General features: G+C 76.3%; 17 protein-coding genes, 3 tRNA genes and 2 riboswitches. Of the genes, 12 read left to right on the top strand and 8 right to left on the bottom strand.

The window, feature by feature from the left end; all coding sequences use genetic code 11:
* The first annotated feature begins 15 nt into the window (after nucleotides 1-15).
* From MN205_RS03235 to MN205_RS03220, 4 genes are all read left to right on the top strand, one after another.
* The gene (locus MN205_RS03235; protein WP_242124266.1) at nucleotides 16-720 is read left to right on the top strand and encodes a TetR/AcrR family transcriptional regulator; all 705 of its coding nucleotides are present in this window, start codon (nucleotides 16-18) and stop codon (nucleotides 718-720) included.
* Nucleotides 721-842: 122 nt separating this feature from the next.
* Complete coding sequence (locus tag MN205_RS03230) at nucleotides 843-2,789, top strand: acyl-CoA dehydrogenase (RefSeq protein WP_374115826.1); 1,947 nt, start codon at nucleotides 843-845, stop codon at nucleotides 2,787-2,789.
* Nucleotides 2,790-2,798: 9 nt separating this feature from the next.
* A complete protein-coding gene (locus MN205_RS03225; protein WP_242124262.1) occupies nucleotides 2,799-3,848 on the top strand; it encodes a lipoate--protein ligase family protein in 1,050 nt (349 codons plus the stop codon).
* Between the two features lie 68 nt (nucleotides 3,849-3,916).
* Nucleotides 3,917-4,171 (top strand): hypothetical protein, encoded by a 255-nt coding sequence (locus MN205_RS03220; protein ID WP_242124260.1) that lies wholly within the window; start codon nucleotides 3,917-3,919, stop codon nucleotides 4,169-4,171.
* Here MN205_RS03220 and MN205_RS03215 read toward each other — a convergent pair.
* Entirely contained in the window at nucleotides 4,150-4,845 is a 696-nt protein-coding gene (locus MN205_RS03215) for an SDR family NAD(P)-dependent oxidoreductase (protein WP_242124258.1), read from the bottom strand. The two genes, MN205_RS03220 and MN205_RS03215, sit on opposite strands and share 22 nt — an antisense overlap.
* A 102-nt stretch (nucleotides 4,846-4,947) precedes the next feature.
* Between MN205_RS03215 and MN205_RS03210 the strand changes: the two genes are divergently transcribed.
* The 7 genes from MN205_RS03210 to MN205_RS21450 all read left to right on the top strand — a co-directional run bounded on the left by MN205_RS03210 (nucleotide 4,948) and on the right by MN205_RS21450 (nucleotide 8,721).
* Nucleotides 4,948-5,805: a helix-turn-helix transcriptional regulator gene (locus MN205_RS03210; protein ID WP_242124256.1), complete on the top strand. Its 858-nt coding sequence runs from the start codon at nucleotides 4,948-4,950 to the stop codon at nucleotides 5,803-5,805.
* Between the two features lie 48 nt (nucleotides 5,806-5,853).
* Complete coding sequence (locus MN205_RS03205; RefSeq protein WP_242124253.1) at nucleotides 5,854-6,990, top strand: DNA topoisomerase IB; 1,137 nt, start codon at nucleotides 5,854-5,856, stop codon at nucleotides 6,988-6,990.
* Nucleotides 6,991-7,060: 70 nt separating this feature from the next.
* Nucleotides 7,061-7,133: transfer RNA gene (locus tag MN205_RS03200), tRNA-Glu, on the top strand.
* A gap of 115 nt (nucleotides 7,134-7,248) precedes the next feature.
* A tRNA-Asp gene (locus MN205_RS03195) sits at nucleotides 7,249-7,322 on the top strand.
* Between the two features lie 30 nt (nucleotides 7,323-7,352).
* Nucleotides 7,353-7,425 (top strand) — tRNA-Phe (locus tag MN205_RS03190).
* An 85-nt stretch (nucleotides 7,426-7,510) separates the two neighbouring features.
* Nucleotides 7,511-7,816: a hypothetical protein gene (locus MN205_RS03185; protein WP_242124251.1), complete on the top strand. Its 306-nt coding sequence runs from the start codon at nucleotides 7,511-7,513 to the stop codon at nucleotides 7,814-7,816.
* On the top strand, nucleotides 7,813-8,721 hold the full coding sequence (locus MN205_RS21450) for a sensor domain-containing diguanylate cyclase (protein ID WP_242124250.1): 909 nt from the start codon (nucleotides 7,813-7,815) through the stop codon (nucleotides 8,719-8,721). The genes MN205_RS03185 and MN205_RS21450 overlap by 4 nt, the downstream gene beginning before the upstream one ends.
* On the opposite strand, the gene xylB is transcribed toward MN205_RS21450, so the two are convergent.
* Nucleotides 8,702-10,126, bottom strand: coding sequence for a xylulokinase (gene xylB, locus MN205_RS03175; protein WP_242124248.1), 1,425 nt, complete (start codon nucleotides 10,124-10,126; stop codon nucleotides 8,702-8,704). The genes MN205_RS21450 and xylB overlap by 20 nt on opposite strands.
* 185 nt (nucleotides 10,127-10,311) lie before the next feature.
* On the opposite strand from xylB, the gene MN205_RS03170 reads away from it, so the two are divergent.
* On the top strand, nucleotides 10,312-10,563 hold the full coding sequence (locus MN205_RS03170; protein WP_242124246.1) for a DUF3073 domain-containing protein: 252 nt from the start codon (nucleotides 10,312-10,314) through the stop codon (nucleotides 10,561-10,563).
* Nucleotides 10,564-10,696: 133 nt separating this feature from the next.
* Here MN205_RS03170 and purM read toward each other — a convergent pair whose 3' ends face one another.
* From purM to gcvT, 6 genes are all read right to left on the bottom strand, one after another.
* Nucleotides 10,697-11,785: a phosphoribosylformylglycinamidine cyclo-ligase gene (purM, locus tag MN205_RS03165; RefSeq protein WP_242124244.1), complete on the bottom strand. Its 1,089-nt coding sequence runs from the start codon at nucleotides 11,783-11,785 to the stop codon at nucleotides 10,697-10,699.
* Complete coding sequence (gene purF / locus MN205_RS03160; RefSeq protein ID WP_242124242.1) at nucleotides 11,782-13,281, bottom strand: amidophosphoribosyltransferase; 1,500 nt, start codon at nucleotides 13,279-13,281, stop codon at nucleotides 11,782-11,784. Before purF ends, purM begins: the two co-directional genes overlap by 4 nt.
* Nucleotides 13,282-13,433: 152 nt before the next feature.
* Nucleotides 13,434-13,811: a hypothetical protein gene (locus MN205_RS03155; protein WP_242124240.1), complete on the bottom strand. Its 378-nt coding sequence runs from the start codon at nucleotides 13,809-13,811 to the stop codon at nucleotides 13,434-13,436.
* 23 nt (nucleotides 13,812-13,834) lie between these two features.
* Nucleotides 13,835-14,218, bottom strand: a complete 384-nt coding sequence (locus tag MN205_RS03150; RefSeq protein WP_242124239.1) for a sterol carrier family protein — start codon at nucleotides 14,216-14,218, stop codon at nucleotides 13,835-13,837.
* Nucleotides 14,219-14,259: 41 nt separating this feature from the next.
* Nucleotides 14,260-15,681 (bottom strand): L-serine ammonia-lyase, encoded by a 1,422-nt coding sequence (locus MN205_RS03145; protein ID WP_374115825.1) that lies wholly within the window; start codon nucleotides 15,679-15,681, stop codon nucleotides 14,260-14,262.
* Between the two features lie 5 nt (nucleotides 15,682-15,686).
* On the bottom strand, nucleotides 15,687-16,793 hold the full coding sequence (gene gcvT, locus MN205_RS03140; RefSeq protein ID WP_242124235.1) for a glycine cleavage system aminomethyltransferase GcvT: 1,107 nt from the start codon (nucleotides 16,791-16,793) through the stop codon (nucleotides 15,687-15,689).
* A 41-nt stretch (nucleotides 16,794-16,834) separates the two neighbouring features.
* Nucleotides 16,835-16,931: riboswitch (glycine riboswitch) on the bottom strand.
* Nucleotides 16,932-16,936: 5 nt separating this feature from the next.
* Nucleotides 16,937-17,014: riboswitch (glycine riboswitch) on the bottom strand.
* Between the last annotated feature and the right edge of the window lie 122 nt (nucleotides 17,015-17,136).

Below are 17,136 nucleotides of genomic sequence, written 5' to 3'. Positions count from 1 at the left end.
AGGTACCGTCGAGACGTGGAACCCGTCACCGCCGACGCCCCCGCCCCGTCCGCGCCCCGCCAGGACGGGCGGCGCACGCGCTGGGCCGAGCACCGCCGCCAGCGCCGCGAGGAGCTGGTGACCGCCGCCCTGCGCGCCATCACCACGCACGGAGCCGGGCTGGGCATGGACGAGCTGGCCACCGCGGCCGGGACCAGCAAGACGGTCCTGTACCGGCACTTCGCCGACAAGGAGGACCTGTACCTGGCGGTCGCGCGCCGCGTGAACCGGCTGATCGTGCGCGAGCTGCGCAGCGCCGTGGAACGCGCGAGCAGCCCCCGCGAGGCGCTGGCCGGGATCGTCACCACCTACCTGGGCCTCGTCGAGGCCGACCCCGAGGTGTACCGGTTCGTCGTCTCCCACCCGTTCGGCGCCACCGCCCGCGACCCCGAGCGCGACCCCGTGCAGCGCCTGACCCGCGCGCTGGCCGACGAGACCGCCCGCACCCTCACCGCGCACCTGCGCGCCGCCGGGGCCGCCGACACCTCCGCCGACGCCCTCGCGCACGGCCTGGTCGCGCTCATCCGCTCCGCCGCCGACCGGTGGATCTCCACCCCGGACCGCCTGGGCGCCGCCGAGATGAGCGCGGCCCTCACCGACCTGGCCTGGGGCGGCCTCAGCGCCGTCCTGACGGGCCCCGCCCCCCGCTCCACCCACCCCGAGACCGAGGAGCTCCCGTGACCGCCACCGAGTTCGACACCGCCGTCGACGCCCCGGTCCCCGCCGGGCGGGCCGCCGAGACCCCCGCCCCCCCGGCCCCCGGGCCCGCCGCCGGGCCCGTCGACACCGACGAGCTGCGCAGGGTGCTCGACGGCCGTTCCGCCGACCTGCGCGAGAAGGCACGCCGCGAGTTCCCCGCCGACCTGTTCGGCCCGATCGACCACCTGAGCACCGCCGAGCAGCGCGACCTCACCCTCGCCCGGCTGCGCGTGCTCGCCGACCTGGGCGGGCACGAGGCGGGGTTCTCCTCGCGGTACGGCGGCGGCGACTCCCCCGGCGCGCAGGTCGGCCAGTTCGAGGTGCTGGGTCTCGGCGACGCCTCCCTGATGATCAAGTCGGGCGTGCAGTGGGGCCTGTTCGGCGGCGCCGTGCAGGCCCTGGGCACCGAACGCCACCACGCGGAACTGCTGCCGCCGCTGCTGCGCCTGGACCTCGTCGGCTGCTTCGCCATGACGGAGACCGGGCACGGGTCCGACGTCGCCTCCCTGGGCACCACCGCCACCTACGACCCCGCGACGCGGGAGTTCGTCGTCCACACCCCCGACGAGTCCTGCCGCAAGGACTACATCGGCGGCGCCGCGCGCGACGCCGAGGTCGCGGTGGTGTTCGCGCAACTGGTCACCGGCGGGGTGCGGCAGGGCGTGCACGCCTTCGTCGTGCCGCTGCGCGGGCCGGACGGGGGCGACCTGCCCGGGATCCGGCGTGGCGACGACGGCCGCAAGGCCGGCCTGAACGGCGTCGACAACGGCCGCCTGTGGTTCGACGCCGTGCGCGTCCCGCGCACCGCGCTGCTGGACCGCTACGCCCAGGTCGCCGAGGACGGCACCTACTCCAGCCCGATCGCCAGCGAGAACGCCCGGTTCTTCACGATGCTCGGCGCACTGGTGAAGGGCCGCGTCAGCATCTCCGGCGGCGCGATCGGCCAGACGAAGGTGGCTCTGGAGATCGCGTCGCGCTACGCGCTGCGACGCAGGCAGTTCGCCCGCCCCGGCGCCGAGAGGGGCGAGCGCGGCGAGGAGGTCGTGCTGCTGGACTACCTGGCGCACCAGCGCCGCCTGCTGGTGCCGCTGGCCACCACGTACGCCCTGAGCTTCGCGCAGGACGAGCTGATGGGCGAGATGGACGACCTGCTGAAGGTCCAGCTCGCCGGCGGCGACCCCGAACCCGACCGCCAGCGCGCGTTCGAGGCCCACGCGGCGGGGATGAAGGTCGCCGCCACCTGGCACGCCACCCGCACCATCCAGACCTGCCGCGAGGCGTGCGGCGGCCACGGCTACCTCTCCGAGTCCCGCTTGCCGCAGCTGAAGGCCGACACGGACGTGTTCACCACGTTCGAGGGCGACAACACCGTCCTGCTGCAACTGGTCGCCAAGAGCCAGCTCACCGCGTACGCCCAGCAGTTCTCCGACCTGGACACCCTGGGGATGGCGCGGTTCGCCACCCGCGACTTCGTCACCACGCTGGCGGGCCGCAGCCCCGCCCGCTCCCTGGTCGCGGACGTCGTGGAGGCCGGGCGCGTGCCCGACGAGCTGCACGACCGCGCGTGGCAGCTGCGGATGATCGCCGACCGCGAGCGCCACGTCGTGGAGTCGCTGGCCAAGCGGATGCGCAAGGCCCGCTCGCGCGACGACCGGGACGCGTTCGAGACCGTCGACGGCCTGCAGGACCACCTGCTGCTGGCCGGGCGCGCGCACGTGGACCGCGTGGTCGCCGAGGCGTTCGCCGCGGCGATCGCCCGCACCGAGGACGGCGCGGTGGCGGCCCTGCTGGGCGAGGTGTTCGACCTGCACGCGCTGGCGCTGCTGGAGGCGGAGAAGGGCTGGTACCTGGAGCACCGGCGGATGACGACGCTGCGGGCCAAGGCCGTCACCCACGCGGTGAACGAGCTGTGTCGCCGGTTGCGCCCGCGCACCGAGGAGCTGCTCGACGGGTTCGGCATCCCGCGGCACTGGCTGGCGTCCTCCCTGGTGCCCGGCTCCCTGGCCGGCGGGCCCCCGGTCGCCGCAGCGGGTGCGGCGGCGCTCTCGTAGGGTCGCCCCGTGCACGGTGAGTACAAGGTCCCCGGCGGCAAGCTCGTGGTCGCCGACCTCGACGTGGTCGACGGCGCGCTGGCCTCCGTCCGCGTCTCCGGCGACTTCTTCCTGGAGCCGGACGACGCCCTGGAGGCCGTGGACGAGGCGCTGACGGGCCTGCCCGCCGACGCGGACGCCGCGACGATCGCCGGCCGGGTCCGCTCGGCGCTCCCGCCGGGGGCCGTGCTGCTGGGTTTCTCGCCCGAGTCGGTCGCCACCGCGGTGCGCCGCGCGGTCGGCGGGGCCAGCGGGTGGCTGGACCACGACTGGCAGCTCGTGCACACCGGCCCGCAGTCGCCCCAGGCGCACATGGCGCTGGACGAGGTGCTGGCCCGCGAGGTCGCCGCGGGCCGGCGCCCGCCGACGCTGCGGGTGTGGGAGTGGGCCAGCTCCGCCGTGGTCATCGGCAGCTTCCAGTCGCTGGCCAACGAGGTGGACGGCGAGGCCGCCCAGCGCCTGGACGTCGAGGTGGTGCGGCGGATCTCCGGCGGCGGGGCGATGTTCGTCGAGCCGGGCAACACCATCACGTACTCGCTGTACGCGCCCGCCTCCCTGGTGGAGGGCCTGTCGTTCACGGAGTCGTACGCGTTCCTCGACGACTGGGTGCTGGTGGCGCTCGGCGACCTGGGCGTGAAGGCGTGGTACCAGCCGATCAACGACATCGCCACGGAGCAGGGCAAGATCGCCGGTGCCGCGCAGAAGCGCCTGGCCGACGGCACCGTCCTGCACCACGTGACGATGTCGTACGACATCGACGCCGCCAAGATGCTGCAGGTGCTGCGGATCGGCCGGGAGAAGCTGCAGGGCAAGGGCCTGGCCAGCGCCGCCAAGCGCGTCGACCCGCTGCGCCGGCAGACGGGCCTGCCTCGCGAGCAGGTCATCGACCGGATGGTCGCCACGTTCCGCAGGCAGTACGGGCTGGGGGACTCGGCCCTGACCGACGCGGAACTGGCCGCCGCCGAGGAGCTCGTGGCGGCGAAGTTCGCCACCCGCGACTGGATCGCGCGCGTCCCCTGACGCGGCGGGGGCACCCGGCCGGCCCAGCGTCCCTCGACAGCCGCGGGCGGCGGGCGCACCATCGGGGCATGGAGGACGCAGCGGTCCGCGCGAGGCACGGCACCCCCACCGGCGTGCTGCGCGACGCCGACCGGTCCGGGCGCGCCCTGCGCGTCAGCGCCCACCCCGACGCCGACCGGGTGGTGCTCTCCACCTGGCAGGACACCTCGTGCGTGTCCACCGTCCGGCTGGACCGCGCCGAGGTCGTCGAGCTGCTCGCGGCCCTGGGGGCGGCGCTGCTGCCGCCCCCGGGGCCGGGCGGTCACCAGGGCACGACGCCGTAGCGGTCGCGGAACACCCCCGTCGGCCCGTCCGGCCCGATCGTCGCCAGCTCGACGATCGCGTCGGTGCCCTCCGCGACGCTCTGGGTGCCGCTGTGGCCGTTGAAGTCGGTCGCGGTGTACCCCGGGTCGGCGGCGTTGACCTTCACACCCGGCAGCGCCTTGGCGTACTGGGTCGTCAGCATCGTCACAGCGGCCTTGGACGACGTGTAGAGCGGGGCCACGAGCTGCGACTCCACGCGGGAGGCGTCGTGGGTGGCCGTGAACGAGCCCATCCCGCTGCTGACGTTGACGATCACCGGGTTCGCCGAGCGCCGCAGCAGCGGCAGGAAGGCGTGCGTCACCCGCACGACCCCCACGACGTTGACGTCGAGCACCGCGCTCGCGTCGGCGGCGGTGATCTCCTCGGCGGGCACGAGGGGCCCGGGCACCCCGGCGTTGTTGACGAGGACGTCCAGGGCGCCCTCGTGCTCGGCGACGTCGGCGGCCGCCGCGGCCACCGAGGCGTCGTCGGTGACGTCGAGGTGGACGAAGCGCGCACCGAGCCGCTCGGCGGCGGCCCGGCCCCGCTCTCGGTCGCGGGCGCCGAGCAGGACGCTGTGGCCGGCTTCGACGAGGCGGCGGGCGGTCTCGAACCCGAGGCTGCGGTTGGCCCCGGTGATGAGGGTCGTGGTCATGCCCCCACGCTGGCCGGACCGCGCCGCCCCGGCCAGGGCCGTCGCGACGGGGGGACCGGTGGTACCAGGCCGGGCCCGGCACCGGCGGGCGAGGATGGGCCGGTGCCCGAGCAGCGTCCCGAGACCCTCGCCACGGCGCTGCGCCGCTGGCGCGACCGGCTCTCCCCCCGCGACGTCGGCCTGCCGGAACGGCCCGGCCGGCGGGCGCCGGGGCTGCGCCGCGAGGACCTGGCCGACCTGGCCGGGCTGTCCGTGGACTACGTCGTGCGCCTCGAGCAGGGCCGGGCGGTGAACCCCTCGGCGCAGGTCGTCGGCGCCCTGGCCCGGGCGCTGCAGCTGGACCGCGCCGAGCGCGACCACCTGCACCGCCTGGCGGGCCTGCTGCCGCCGGCGGACGGGCTGGTCGACGGCCACGTGCCCCCCGGGGTGCAGCGGGTGGTGGCGCGGCTGGGCGACCTGCCCGTGGCCGTCTTCGGCGCCGACTGGACCCTGCTGTCCTGGAACCGGCCGTGGGCGGCGCTGCTGGGTGAGCCCGGCCCCGACCGCAACCTCGCCCTGGCCGTGTTCGGCCTGGCGCCCGGCGTGAGCGGGCCCGCGGTCGGGCACGACGGTGACGCCCTGGCCGCGGCCCTCGTCGCCGACCTGCGCACCGTCGCGGCGGCGCACCCGCGCGACCGCGGCCTCGCGGGCCTGCTGGCGCGGCTGCGCACCGGCAGCCCCCGCTTCGCCCGGCTGTGGGACTCCGGTGCGGTGGGCGCGCACGTCTCGGCCCGCAAGACGGTCCACCACCCCCGGGTCGGTGACCTGCTCCTGGACTGCGACGTGCTGACGGCCCCCGGCAGCGACGTCCGCGTCGTCGTCCACTCGGCCGTCCCCGGCTCCCGGGACGCCGAGGCGCTGGAGTTCCTGCGGGTCGCCGCCGGCACCGGCGCCGCGGTCGCGCCGACGGCCGGGGGCTGAGCGCACCGCCGAGGTGCGGTGGGGGCGGGCGCTGCGCACCATCGGGGGGTGCCCCGCCTGCGCCGCGTCTCCAGCTCCTCCCCCGGCTTCACGCGCCGCCGGTGCGGGAAGGGCTGGACGTACCTCGACACCGCCGGGGAACGGATCACCGACCCGGCGGTGGTCGAGCGCATCGCGAAGCTGGCGATCCCGCCCGCCTACACCGACGTGTGGATCTGCCCGCACCCCGACGGGCACCTGCAGGCCGTCGGCACCGACGAGCGCGGCCGGCGCCAGTACCGCTACCACGAGCAGTGGCGCCTCGAGCGCGACCGCGCCAAGCACGACCGCGTGCTGGAGGTGGCCGCGCAGCTGCCGCGCGCCCGGGAGGTCGTCGCCGGGCACCTGCGGCTGCCGGGGGTCCCGCGAGAGCGGGTGCTGGCGGCGGCGTTCCGCCTGCTGGACCTGGGGTTCTTCCGCGTGGGCGGGGACACCTACGCGGAGGAGAACGGCTCGTACGGCCTGGCGACCCTGAAGCGCGAGCACGTCGTCCAGCACGGCGGCGAGCTGGTGTTCCGCTACGTGGCGAAGTCCGGCAAGGACCGCACCACCGTCATCGCGGACCCGGACGTGGTGGAGGTGGTGCGCACCCTCAAGCGGCGCCGCGGCGGCGGCGACGACCTGCTCGCCTGGAAGGACGGCCCGCGCTGGCACGACGTCACCAGCGACGACGTCAACGCCTACCTGCACGAGACGATCGGCCCGGACGTGTCCGCGAAGGACTTCCGCACCTGGCACGCCACCGTCCTGGCCGCGGTCGCCCTCGGGGTCTCGCTGCCCGCCTGCACCACCCCGACGGCGCGCAAGCGGGCGGTGGCGCGGGCGGTGGCGGAGGTGGCGGAGTACCTGGGCAACACCCCGGCGGTGTGCCGCAGCAGCTACGTCGACCCGCGCGTGGTCGACCTGTTCGACGACGGCGTCACGATCGCGCCGGCGCTGCAGGGACTGGGCGAGGACGCCGCGCTCGGGCACCCGGCCACGCACGGGGCGGTGGAGCGCGCGGTGCTGGACCTGCTGCACACCGACCCGGTCGCCGTCTCCCGCGCGGCCGCGCGGGGACGCCGGCTGCCCGTGCGCTCGCGGCGGCTGTCCACCCCCGGTGGGCCGGGTGCGCCCGGGGATCCCGGCGCGCCGGTGGCGGCCTGAGCGGCGCGCGGGGACGCGCCGCCGGCCCGCCACCCCCTATGCTGGTCGGGCTCCCGCCACAGGGAGTCGCGCCCTCATCGTCTAGTGGCCTAGGACGCCGCCCTTTCAAGGCGGTAGCACGGGTTCGAATCCCGTTGGGGGTACGCGAGCGGGCACCCGCCGGCCGGCTTCCGGATCCGTGTCACGAGCACGGCCCGGGATCGGGTACTGTTGGTCCCGCAAGCGAGCAAGACAGCAAGTTCAAGCAAGGCCTCTTGAGGCCCCGTAGCGCAGTTGGTTAGCGCGCCGCCCTGTCACGGCGGAGGTCGCGGGTTCGAGTCCCGTCGGGGTCGCTCGTCGTGCCGGTTGATCCGGCCCGGCACGGCCAGGTAGCTCAGTTGGTAGAGCGTCCGACTGAAAATCGGAAGGTCAGCGGTTCGACCCCGCTCCTGGCCACCTGACTCCCTCCTGATCGATCGAAGGCCGTCGCGTTCCGCGGCGGCCTTTCGCGTGCCGGCGCCGGCCTCGGTAACCTGATCACGTGGCCCCCACCCCCACCTCCCCCGTCGTCGCCGCCGCCGTCCTGGGCGGGTACGCGATCGGGCGCTCCACCGGGAACCGCCGGCTCGCCGGGGTCGCCCTGCTGGCCGGGCTGGGCTGGTCGGCGCCACGCTGGGCCGCCACCTCGCTCCCCCTGGCCGTCGCCCTGACCGCCGGCACCGTGGCCCTCGTGGGTGCCTCCCACCCGCTCTCGAAGCGCGTGGGCCCCTGGCCCGCGGTGCTGGCCTCCACGGCCGCCGCCGGTGCCCTGGCCGCCGTTGGCGACGGGGTCGCGAGCCGCCGGTGACCGCCGCGGACGGCACCGGCTGGCGCACTCTCGCCGAGGGCAGCCCGGCGGCGGTGCTCTCCGGGACCGTCGTGCTGTGGGCCTCCCTGGCCGCCCACGAGCTCGCGGGGGCCGCACCCGGGACCCTGGCCGGCCGGGACGCCCTGGAGCTCCTCTCGGGCGCCGACCGCCCCCGCGCCCGCCTCGCCCTGGAGTTCGCCAGGGACCACCCCGGCGAGGTGCACCACCCGCTGCGGGTGCGCCTCGCAGCACCTCCCGGCCGCCGGCTGGAGGTGACCGCCCGCCCCCTCGACGGGGACCGGGTCGCCGTCGCGGCCTGGGACGTCACCGACCGCCTGCGCCGCGAGCGCGAGCTGCGGCACCGCGCCGGTCACGACGCGCTCACCGGGCTGCCCAACCGGGCGCTGCTGGCCGACCGGTGGGAGGTCTCCCGGGCGCGCGCGGTCAGCACCCCCGGCCGCGGCACGTTCGTCCTCGTCTGCGACGTCGACGGCCTCAAGCGGGTCAACGACGAGCAGGGCCACGCCGCCGGCGACCGGCTGCTGGTGGACGTGGCGCGGGCGCTGAGCGCGCACGTGCGCCCGGGCGACACCGTGGCGCGCACCGGCGGCGACGAGTTCGTCGTGCTGGTGGAGCAGGTGGCCGCCGGGCACGTCGAGGAACTGGCCGTGCGGCTGCGCGGGGACGCCCCGTCGGGGGCGGGCCGCGGCGTGCGGGTCTCGGTCGGCTGGGCCGCGGACGGCCCGGGCCGCTCCCCGGAGTCCGTGCTGGCCGAGGCGGACGCGCGCATGTACGCCGACAAGCGCGCCGCCCGCGAGCGCGCCGTGCCCGCGCCGCGCGGGGCCGAGGGCGAGGGCGAGGGCGAGGGCGAGCCCACCGGGCCGGTCAGGAGCGCGGGGCCGTGAGGTCGCGCACCCGGGCGTAGCGCTCCCGCACGTGCGGGAGGGGGTCGGCCTCGAAGGTCCGGGCCTCGCCCAGCTCCCACCGCGGCGGTTGGCCCGCCCCGGAGAGCACCCACGCCGCCTGCAGCGCGGCGCCGTCGGCGACGTACTCCCCCGGTGGGGGCACCAGGACGGGGCGCCCCAGCACCGCCGGCGCCAGGCGGCGCACCGCCTCCGAGCGCGCTCCGCCGCCGACGAGCAGGACGCGGCGCACCGGCACGCCCTGGGCGACGAGGGCGTCGAGGCCGTCGGCGAGCCCGCACAGCAGGCCCTCCACGGCGGCGCGCGCCAGGTGGGCGGGGGTGGACGTCTCCAGGGTCAGCCCGTGCAGGGCGCCGGTGGCGTCCGGGCGCACGGGCGTGCGCTCCCCCTCCAGGTACGGCACGAGGACGAGGCCGCCGGCACCGGCGGGGGCGCTCAGCGCCAGCCGGGACAGCTCCGCGTGGTCCACCCCCAGCACGCGGGCGGCGGCGTCGAGGACGCGGGCGGCGTTGAGGGTGCACACCAGCGGCAGGTGCCGGCCGGTGGCGTCGGCGAAGCCGGCGACGGCGCCGGAGGGGTCGCGGGTGGCCACGTCGCTGACGGCGCTGACGACGCCGGAGGTGCCGATGGAGACCACCACGTCGCCGGGCACGGCCCCCACCCCCAGGGCGGCGGCCATGTTGTCGCCGGTGCCGGCACCGAGCAGGGCCCCGCGGCTGGACGCGCAGGCGCTCTCCCCGGCGACCGCGTCCGGCGCCAGGACCTCCGGCAGCCGCGGGCGGGTTCCGAAGGCGCGCTCCAGCAGGTCGGGGCGGTACTCGCCGGTCGCGGCCGAGAAGTAGCCGGTGCCGCTGGCGTCGCCGCGGTCGGTGACCAGGCGGGCGCCCGCGGCGGCACCCCCGGCGAGCCGGTGGGTCAGCCAGTCGTGCGGCAGGCACACGGCGCGGGTGCGCGCGGCCGCGTCCGGTTCGTGCTCGGCGACCCAGCGCAGCTTGGTGACGGTGAAGGAGGCGACCAGGACGCTGCCGACCTGCTCGGCCCAGGCGCCCGGGCCGCCGAGCTCGTCGGTGAGGTCCCGGGCCGCGCCGGCCGAGCGGGCGTCGTTCCACAGCAGCGCGTCGCGCACCACGCCGCCGTCGTCGTCCAGCAGGACCGAGCCGTGCTGCTGGGCGCCCACGGCGAGGGCGCCGACGTCGTCCAGGCCGCCGGCGTCGGCGACGGCCCGCTCCAGCGCCTCCCACCACAGCTGGGGGTCCACCTCGGTGCCCTCGGGGTGCACGGCCCGCCCGGAGCGCAGCAGGCGCCCCGTGGCGGCGTCGCGGACGACGACCTTGCAGGACTGCGTGGAGGAGTCGATCCCGGCCACCGTGGGCGAGCTGCTCGGCATGGGGGTCATGCAACACCACGTCCCCGTGGCGGCGCGCCGACCCGCGCTCCCCCGTCCGGACGCGCCTCGCACCGACCGGGATGCCGGAAGCTCTCGCGAACCTGTACGGTTGGCACCACGGAGAGATGACAGCTACTCCGGGGCCCACTCACCGGCCCCGGCCGACGCGCGAGGGGGTCGACGCCATGGGGCGCGGCCGTCAGAAGGCCAAGCAGACGAAGGTCGCTCGGCAGCTGAAGTACTTCAGCCCGCAGACTGACTACAACGCGTTGCAACGCGAGCTGCACGGTCCTGACCCGTTCCGTCCGACGACTGGGCGCTCCGACGTCCAGGAGGCACCGGAGACGGACGAGGACGAGACGGACGAGGACACGGACTGGTCCCGGTACTCCGCCACGGACGACTACGAGGACTGGGCGACCAAGCGTCGCGCCTGACCTCCCGTCCGACGGCGTCCCGGGACGAGCTGTCCCGGGACGTCGAGTCCCCGGTCGCACAGCGCACCGGGGGCTGGGGCAGCGCACCAGCAGGAGCGATCAGCAGGGGGCGTGGCACCGCCCCGGAGGACACTCACCAACCCTGGTGAGATCCCCGGAGCATCGCCACGCCCCCTGCCACGCCCTTGCCGTTGCTCTCACCGTCCGCGTCCTGCCGATCCCGCACCCGGCCGCACACCCACGCCGGCACGCCCGCGGTCTCCAGGGACGCCACCACGGCGTCGACGGTCTCGGGGCTGACGACGGCGACCATCCCGACCCCCAGGTTCAGGGTGCGTTCCAGGTCGTCGGCGGGCACCCCGCCCAGGTCCCGCACCAGGGAGAACACCGCGCCCGGGGTCCAGGTGGAGCGGTCGACCTCCGCGGTCACCGCGGTGGGCAGGCAACGAGCCAGGTTGGCGGCCAGTCCCCCGCCGGTGACGTGGCTCATCGCGTGCACGCCGCCGGTGGCGAGGGTCGCCAGGGCCGGTGCGGCGTAGATGCGGGTGGGTTCCAGCAGCTCCTCGCCGAGGGTGCGGCCGAACTCGTCCACGTGGCGCTCGTACGACCACCCGGCGTCGGCGAACACCCGCCGCACCAGCGAGTAGCCGTTGGAGTGCAGACCCGAGGACGCCATCGCCACCAGGACGTCCCCGGCGCGGACCCGCTCGGCGCCCAGCAGCTCGTCGGCCTCGACCACCCCGGTCACGGCGCCGGCCACGTCGTACTCGTCGGGCCCGAGCAGCCCGGGGTGCTCGGCGGTCTCGCCGCCGACGAGGGCGGTGCCGGCCTCCTCGCAGGCGCGGGCGATGCCGGCGACGATGCCCGCCATGCGCTGGGGGACCACCCGCCCGCACGCGACGTAGTCCGTCATGAACAACGGCTTCGCGCCGCACACGACGACGTCGTCGACGACCATGCCGACGAGGTCGAAGCCGATGGTGTCGTGCTTGTCGACGGCCTGGGCGACGGCGACCTTGGTGCCCACGCCGTCGGTGCTGGTGGCCAGCAGGGGGCGGCGGTAGCTCTTCAGCGCGCTGACGTCGTACAGGCCGGCGAAGCCGCCGAAGCCGCCGACGACGTCGGGGCCGTGGGTGCGGGCCACGGAGGCCTTCATGAGCTCGACGGCGCGGTCGCCGGCGACGACGTCGACGCCGGCGGAGGCGTAGGTGGTGCCGGTCACCGGCGGTCTCCCGAGTGGTGCGCGTGCGAGGGCACGGGGGTGATGGGCAGCAGCGCCTTGTCGAGGGCGTGGTCGCCCAGGCGCTGGAGGTCGGGCACCGGCACCGGGTAGGTGCCGCTGAAGCAGGCGCTGCACAACCGCTCGGCGGGCTGGTCGGTGGCGGCGATCATGCCCTCGGGGGAGATGTAGCCGAGGGAGTCGGCGCCGATGCTGGCGCGCACGTCGTCCACGGCCAGGCCGGTGGCGATGAGCTCGGCGCGGGTGGCGAAGTCGATGCCGTAGAAGCACGGCCACGTCACCGGCGGGGAGGAGATCCGCACGTGGATCTCGGCGGCACCGGCCTCGCGCAGCATCCGGATGAGGGCGCGCTGGGTGTTGCCGCGCACGATGGAGTCGTCGACGACGACGAGCCGCTTGCCCTGCACGACGTTCTTGAGCGGGTTGAGCTTCAGGCGGATGCCGAGCTGCCGGATCGTCTGGCTGGGCTGGATGAAGGTGCGGCCCACGTAGGCGTTCTTCACCAGGCCCTGCCCGTAGGGGATGCCGGACTCCTCGGCGTAGCCGATGGCGGCGGGGGTGCCCGACTCGGGCGTGGGGATCACCAGGTCGGCCTCGACGGGGTGCTCGCGGGCCAGGGTGCGGCCCATCTCGACGCGGGCCTCCTGCACGACCTTGCCGTTGATGGTGGTGTCCGGGCGGGCGAGGTAGACGTACTCGAAGACGCAGCCCTTGGGGTTCGCCGGGGCGAAGCGGCTGGAGCGCAGGCCGTCGGCGTCGACGGCGATGAGCTCACCGGGTTCGACCTCGCGCACGACGCTGGCGCCGACGATGTCGAGGGCGGCGGTCTCCGACGCGACGACCCAGCCGCGGTCGAGGCGGCCGAGCACCAGCGGGCGGATGCCCTGCGGGTCGCGCGCGGCGTACAGGGTGCGCTCGTCCATGAAGACGAGGCTGAAGGCGCCCTCGACGTGCGGGAGCACCTCCACGGCCGTGGCTTCCAGCGTGCGGTCCGGGTCGCCGGCGAACAGCGCGGTGATCAGGGCCGTGTCGGTGGTGTTGCCGCGGGCGATCTCCCCGCCGGACCCGGGCCGGGCGGCGGCGCGGTCGGGGTAGCGCTCGGCGATCAGCTCGCGCAGCCGGAACGCGTTGGTGAGGTTGCCGTTGTGGGCCAGCGCGACGGTGCCGCCGGCGGTGGCCCCCAGGGTGGGCTGGGCGTTCTGCCAGCCGGCGCCGCCGGCGGTGGAGTAGCGGGTGTGCCCGACGGCGATGTGGCCCTGCAGGGACTCCAGGGCGGACTCGTCGAACACCTGCGAGACGAGCCCGGTGTCCTTGAACACGAGGATCTGCTCGCCGTTGCTGACGGCGATGCCCGCGGCCTCCTGCCCCCGGTGCTGCAGGGCGTACAGGCCGTAGAACGTGAGCTTGGAGACTTCCTCGCCGGGAGCCCAGACCCCGAAGACGCCGCAGGCGTCCTGGGGGCCCTTCTCGCCGGGCATCAGATCGTGGTTCAGACGTCCGTCACCGCGGGCCACGTCACGAGTGTGGCACAGCCCGGGGCCCGCGACGCATCCGTACCCGGCGGGGGCACCCGGCGGGGGCACCCGGCGGGGGCACCCGGCGGGGGCACCCGGCGGGGCGGGTGGTCGCGTCAGCGACGGCGGCCCGCGCCGCCGCGGGCGCGGGTGCGGTCGGCCAGGACCGCCACCAGGCCGCCGAGCAGCGCCCCGACGAGGCCGAAGGAGACGAACAGGTAGCCGAGCAGGTCCTGCTGCGAGTACCCGGCGGCGGGCGGGGTGAGGACCGCGACGACCGCGGCGGCGAGGAACGCGACCACCACGCCGGTGAGCACGAACGCCCGGAACCGGGGGGCGCGCCGGCGCGTCACCTGGACCAGCCTCGCACCCTCCTGCTGCGCGGGCTCCTCCTGCTGCGCGGGATCCTCCTGCTGCGCCCCGGTGGGCTGCGGCACGGGCGGCTGCGGCTCCCCGTGGCCGTCGTCGGGCGCCCGGCGCTCCTGCTCGCTCACCGGCGCAACGGTACGCGGTGCGCTCACGCGCCCGGACCCGTGACCGGCAGGAGCCGCCCGAGGTCAGCGCGCTCCCCGCTGGCCCGCACCCGCCCGCCGGCGCGCGCGTCCTCGAAGGCGAGACGGCCGGTGGCCAGCTCCAGCCACGTCACGGCGTCGGTCTCCACGACCGCGGGCGGGGTGCCGCGGGTGTGCTTCGGGCCCGCGACGACCTGCACGGCGGCGAACGGCGGCACCCGCACCTCCACGCTGCCGCCGGGGTGGTGGGCGGCGAGCTCCTCGAGGGTGAACCGCACTGCCGCGGCGAGGTCGGGACGCTGCGGGGTCGTCCCGGCGTCGAGGGCGTCCAGCGCGGCGCGCAGCGCGGCGCGCCCCTGCTCGGGGTCTGTGCGGCGGCGGGGTGGCACCGGCCCACTGTGCCACCCCGGCACCGCACCTCCCCGGGTGCTCAGCACTCCGGGACGTTGACCCCGACGGCCGTGCGCGCCCCCACGACGGTGAGGGCGAGACCGCCGCGGGAGGTCTCCTTGTACTCCGAGCGCATGTGCGCCCCCGTGGCGCGCATGGTGGCGATCGCGGTGTCGAGGCTGACGACGTGGGTGCCGTCGCCGCGCAGCGCGGTGCGCGCAGCGTGGACGGCGGTGGTGGCGCCCACGGCGTTGCGCTCGATGCAGGGGATCTGCACCAGCCCACCGACGGGGTCGCAGGTCAGCCCCAGGTGGTGCTCGATCGCGATCTCGGCGGCGTTCTCGACCTGCTCGGGGGTCCCGCCGAGGACGGCGGTCAGGCCGGCGGCGGCCATGGCGCTGGCGGAACCCACCTCGCCCTGGCAGCCGACCTCGGCGCCGGAGATGGAGCCGGTCTCCTTCAGCACGATCCCGATGCCGCCGGCGACGAGCAGGAAGTCCACGGTGCTGGCGTCGTCGGCGCCGGGGGTGAACCGGCGGTGGAAGTGCAGCACGGCGGGCACGATGCCGGCGGCCCCGTTGGTGGGGGCGGTGACGACGCGGCCGCCGGCGGCGTTCTCCTCGTTGACGGCCAGCGCCCACAGGCTCAGCCAGTCCACCGCGCGCAGCGGGTCGCCGCCCGCTCCAGCGCCCTGCGCCTCGTCCTCGGCGAGGAGCTGGCGGTGCAGGGCGGGTGCGCGGCGTCGCACGCCCAGACCGCCCGGCAGGGTGCCGTCGATCGACAGGCCGCGCTCGACGCAGGCGGCCATCGCGGCGAACACCTCCAGCAGACCGGCGTCGACCTCCTCGCGGCTGCGACGGTGCTCCTCGTCGCGGCGCACCAGGTCCGCCACCCCGAGCCCGGTGCGGCGGCACTGCTCCAGCAGTTCGGCGCCGGTGCGGAAGGGGTGCGGCACGTCGTCGTCGGGGTCGGCGACGGGGGCGGCCCCGTCCAGCGGGTGGTCGCGCACGAAACCCCCGCCGACGGAGTACGAGGTGCGCTCGGCGAGCACGCGCCCACCGTCGTCGAGCGCGGTGAACACCATGCCGTTGGGGTGGGCGGGCAGGGCCTCGCGCAGCAGGCGCACGTCGGCGTCGAGGGCGAAGCGCACCGTGTGCCGGCCCAGCAGGCGCAGTTCCCCGCGCTCGCGCACGGCCTCCAGCAGCCCGGGGACGGCGTCGGGGTCGACGGCCTCGGGCCGCTCCCCCAGCAGGCCCAGCACGACGGCGCGGTCGGAACCGTGGCCGCGACCGGTGGCCCCCAGCGAGCCGTGCAGGTCCACCCGCACCGCGGCGACCCGTTCCAGCAGCCTGTCACCGGCCAGGTCCTGCGCGAAGCGCAGCGCGGCGCGCATCGGGCCCACCGTGTGGGAGCTGGAGGGGCCGATGCCGATGGAGAACAGGTCGAAGACTCCGGCGGTCACGGCGCTCACCGGGCCCGGCGGTAGAAGGGGAGGTCGACGACCTCGACGGGTTCGGGGCGCCCGCGCACGTCCACGGCCAGCGCGGTGCCGACCCGCGCGGCGGCCGCCTCGACGTACGCCATGGCGACGGGGTGGCCGAGGGTGGGTGAGAGCGCGCCGCTGGTGACGGTGCCGACGGGGCGGCCCTCGTGCAGGACGGGGTAGCCCTGGCGGCCGGCGCGGCGGCCGGTGCCGCGCAGGCCGACGAGGACGCGGTCGGGGGTGCGCTGCGCGAGGTCTTCCAGCGCGGCGCGGCCGGGGAACCCGGTGGGCTTGTCGAGCTTGACGACGCGGCCGAGCCCGGCGGTGTACGGGTCGACGTCGCGGGAGAGCTCGTGCCCGTACAGCGGCATCCCGGCCTCCAGGCGCAGGGTGTCGCGGCAGGCCAGCCCGCACGGCACGGCGTCGTGGACGCGGCCGGCGTCCAGCAGCGCCTCCCAGACGGGCACGGCGCGCCCGGTCGCGGCGAACACCTCGAAGCCGTCCTCGCCGGTGTAGCCGGTGCGGGCCAGCAGCACGTCGACGGCGCCGTCCGCCGTGCGCAGCGAGGCGGGGGTGCAGCGGTAGTAGCCCAGGGCGTCGAGGTCGGCGTCGACGAGCTCGCCGACGATCAGGGCGGCGGTGGGGCCCTGCACGGCCACCAGCGCGGTGCCGGCGGACTCGTCGGTGACGGTGGCGTCGAACCCGGCGGCGCGCCCGGTCAGCTCCGCTGCGACGAGGTCGGCGTTGGAGGCGTTGGCGACGACGAGGAAGTCCTGCTCGCCGAGGCGGTAGGTGACCAGGTCGTCGAGGATGCCGCCGTCCTCGTCGACGACCAGCCCGTACCCGGCGCGGCCGACGGGCATGGCGGAGGGGCGGCCGACGAGGGCGGCGTCCAGGGCGTCGCCGGCCTGCGGGCCGCGCACGCGCACCTCCCCCATGTGGGACAGGTCGAACACGCCGGCGGTGGCGCGCACCGCGCGGTGCTCCGCGAGGTCGGAGGCGTAGCGCACGGGCATGGACCAGCCGGCGAAGTCGGTGAACGTCGCACCGAGGGCGGTGTGGACCTCGTGCAGCGGGGAGGTGCGGGACACGGCGGAGCTCCTTCCGGGCGCGGCCGCCGGGCGCGGCTGCGCGGACCCCCTCTGTCGTGGCACCTGAGAGCTTCGCGCGCGGTGGCGCTTTCCCCGTCGGTGAGGGCCGTGCGGACCCTGCTCTCCAGAGCGGCCTGCCCGTGACGGTCCTGGTACCTGAGAGGTTCCGGGGTGGTTGCTCCTTCGGTGCCCGCCGCCGGTGCGCGGCGGGGCTCTCCCGCCCGGGTGCGTGGCCTGTGCTGTTCGGTTGTGCGGGCAGCGTCGCACAGCGGTGCGCGCCGCGGCGAGCCCCGACCCGGTCGGCGGGGCGGCGACCGGTGATTCCGCGACGCGTCCGGGGTCA

The organism is Kineococcus sp. TRM81007, from assembly GCF_022669155.1.
GTDB lineage: Bacteria > Actinomycetota > Actinomycetes > Actinomycetales > Kineococcaceae > Kineococcus.
This window is presented reverse-complemented; position numbering and strand designations above follow the sequence as displayed.

Excerpts from the sequence above, each read along its gene's own strand:
- MN205_RS03220 (WP_242124260.1), top strand. The coding sequence starts at position 3,917 with ATGGAGGACGCAGCGGTCCGCGCGAGGCACGGCACCCCCACCGGCGTG.
- MN205_RS03215 (WP_242124258.1), bottom strand. The coding sequence starts at position 4,845 with ATGACCACGACCCTCATCACCGGGGCCAACCGCAGCCTCGGGTTCGAG.
- xylB (WP_242124248.1), bottom strand. The coding sequence starts at position 10,126 with ATGCCGAGCAGCTCGCCCACGGTGGCCGGGATCGACTCCTCCACGCAG.
- MN205_RS03170 (WP_242124246.1), top strand. The coding sequence starts at position 10,312 with ATGGGGCGCGGCCGTCAGAAGGCCAAGCAGACGAAGGTCGCTCGGCAG.
- purF (WP_242124242.1), bottom strand. The coding sequence starts at position 13,281 with ATGCCCGGCGAGAAGGGCCCCCAGGACGCCTGCGGCGTCTTCGGGGTC.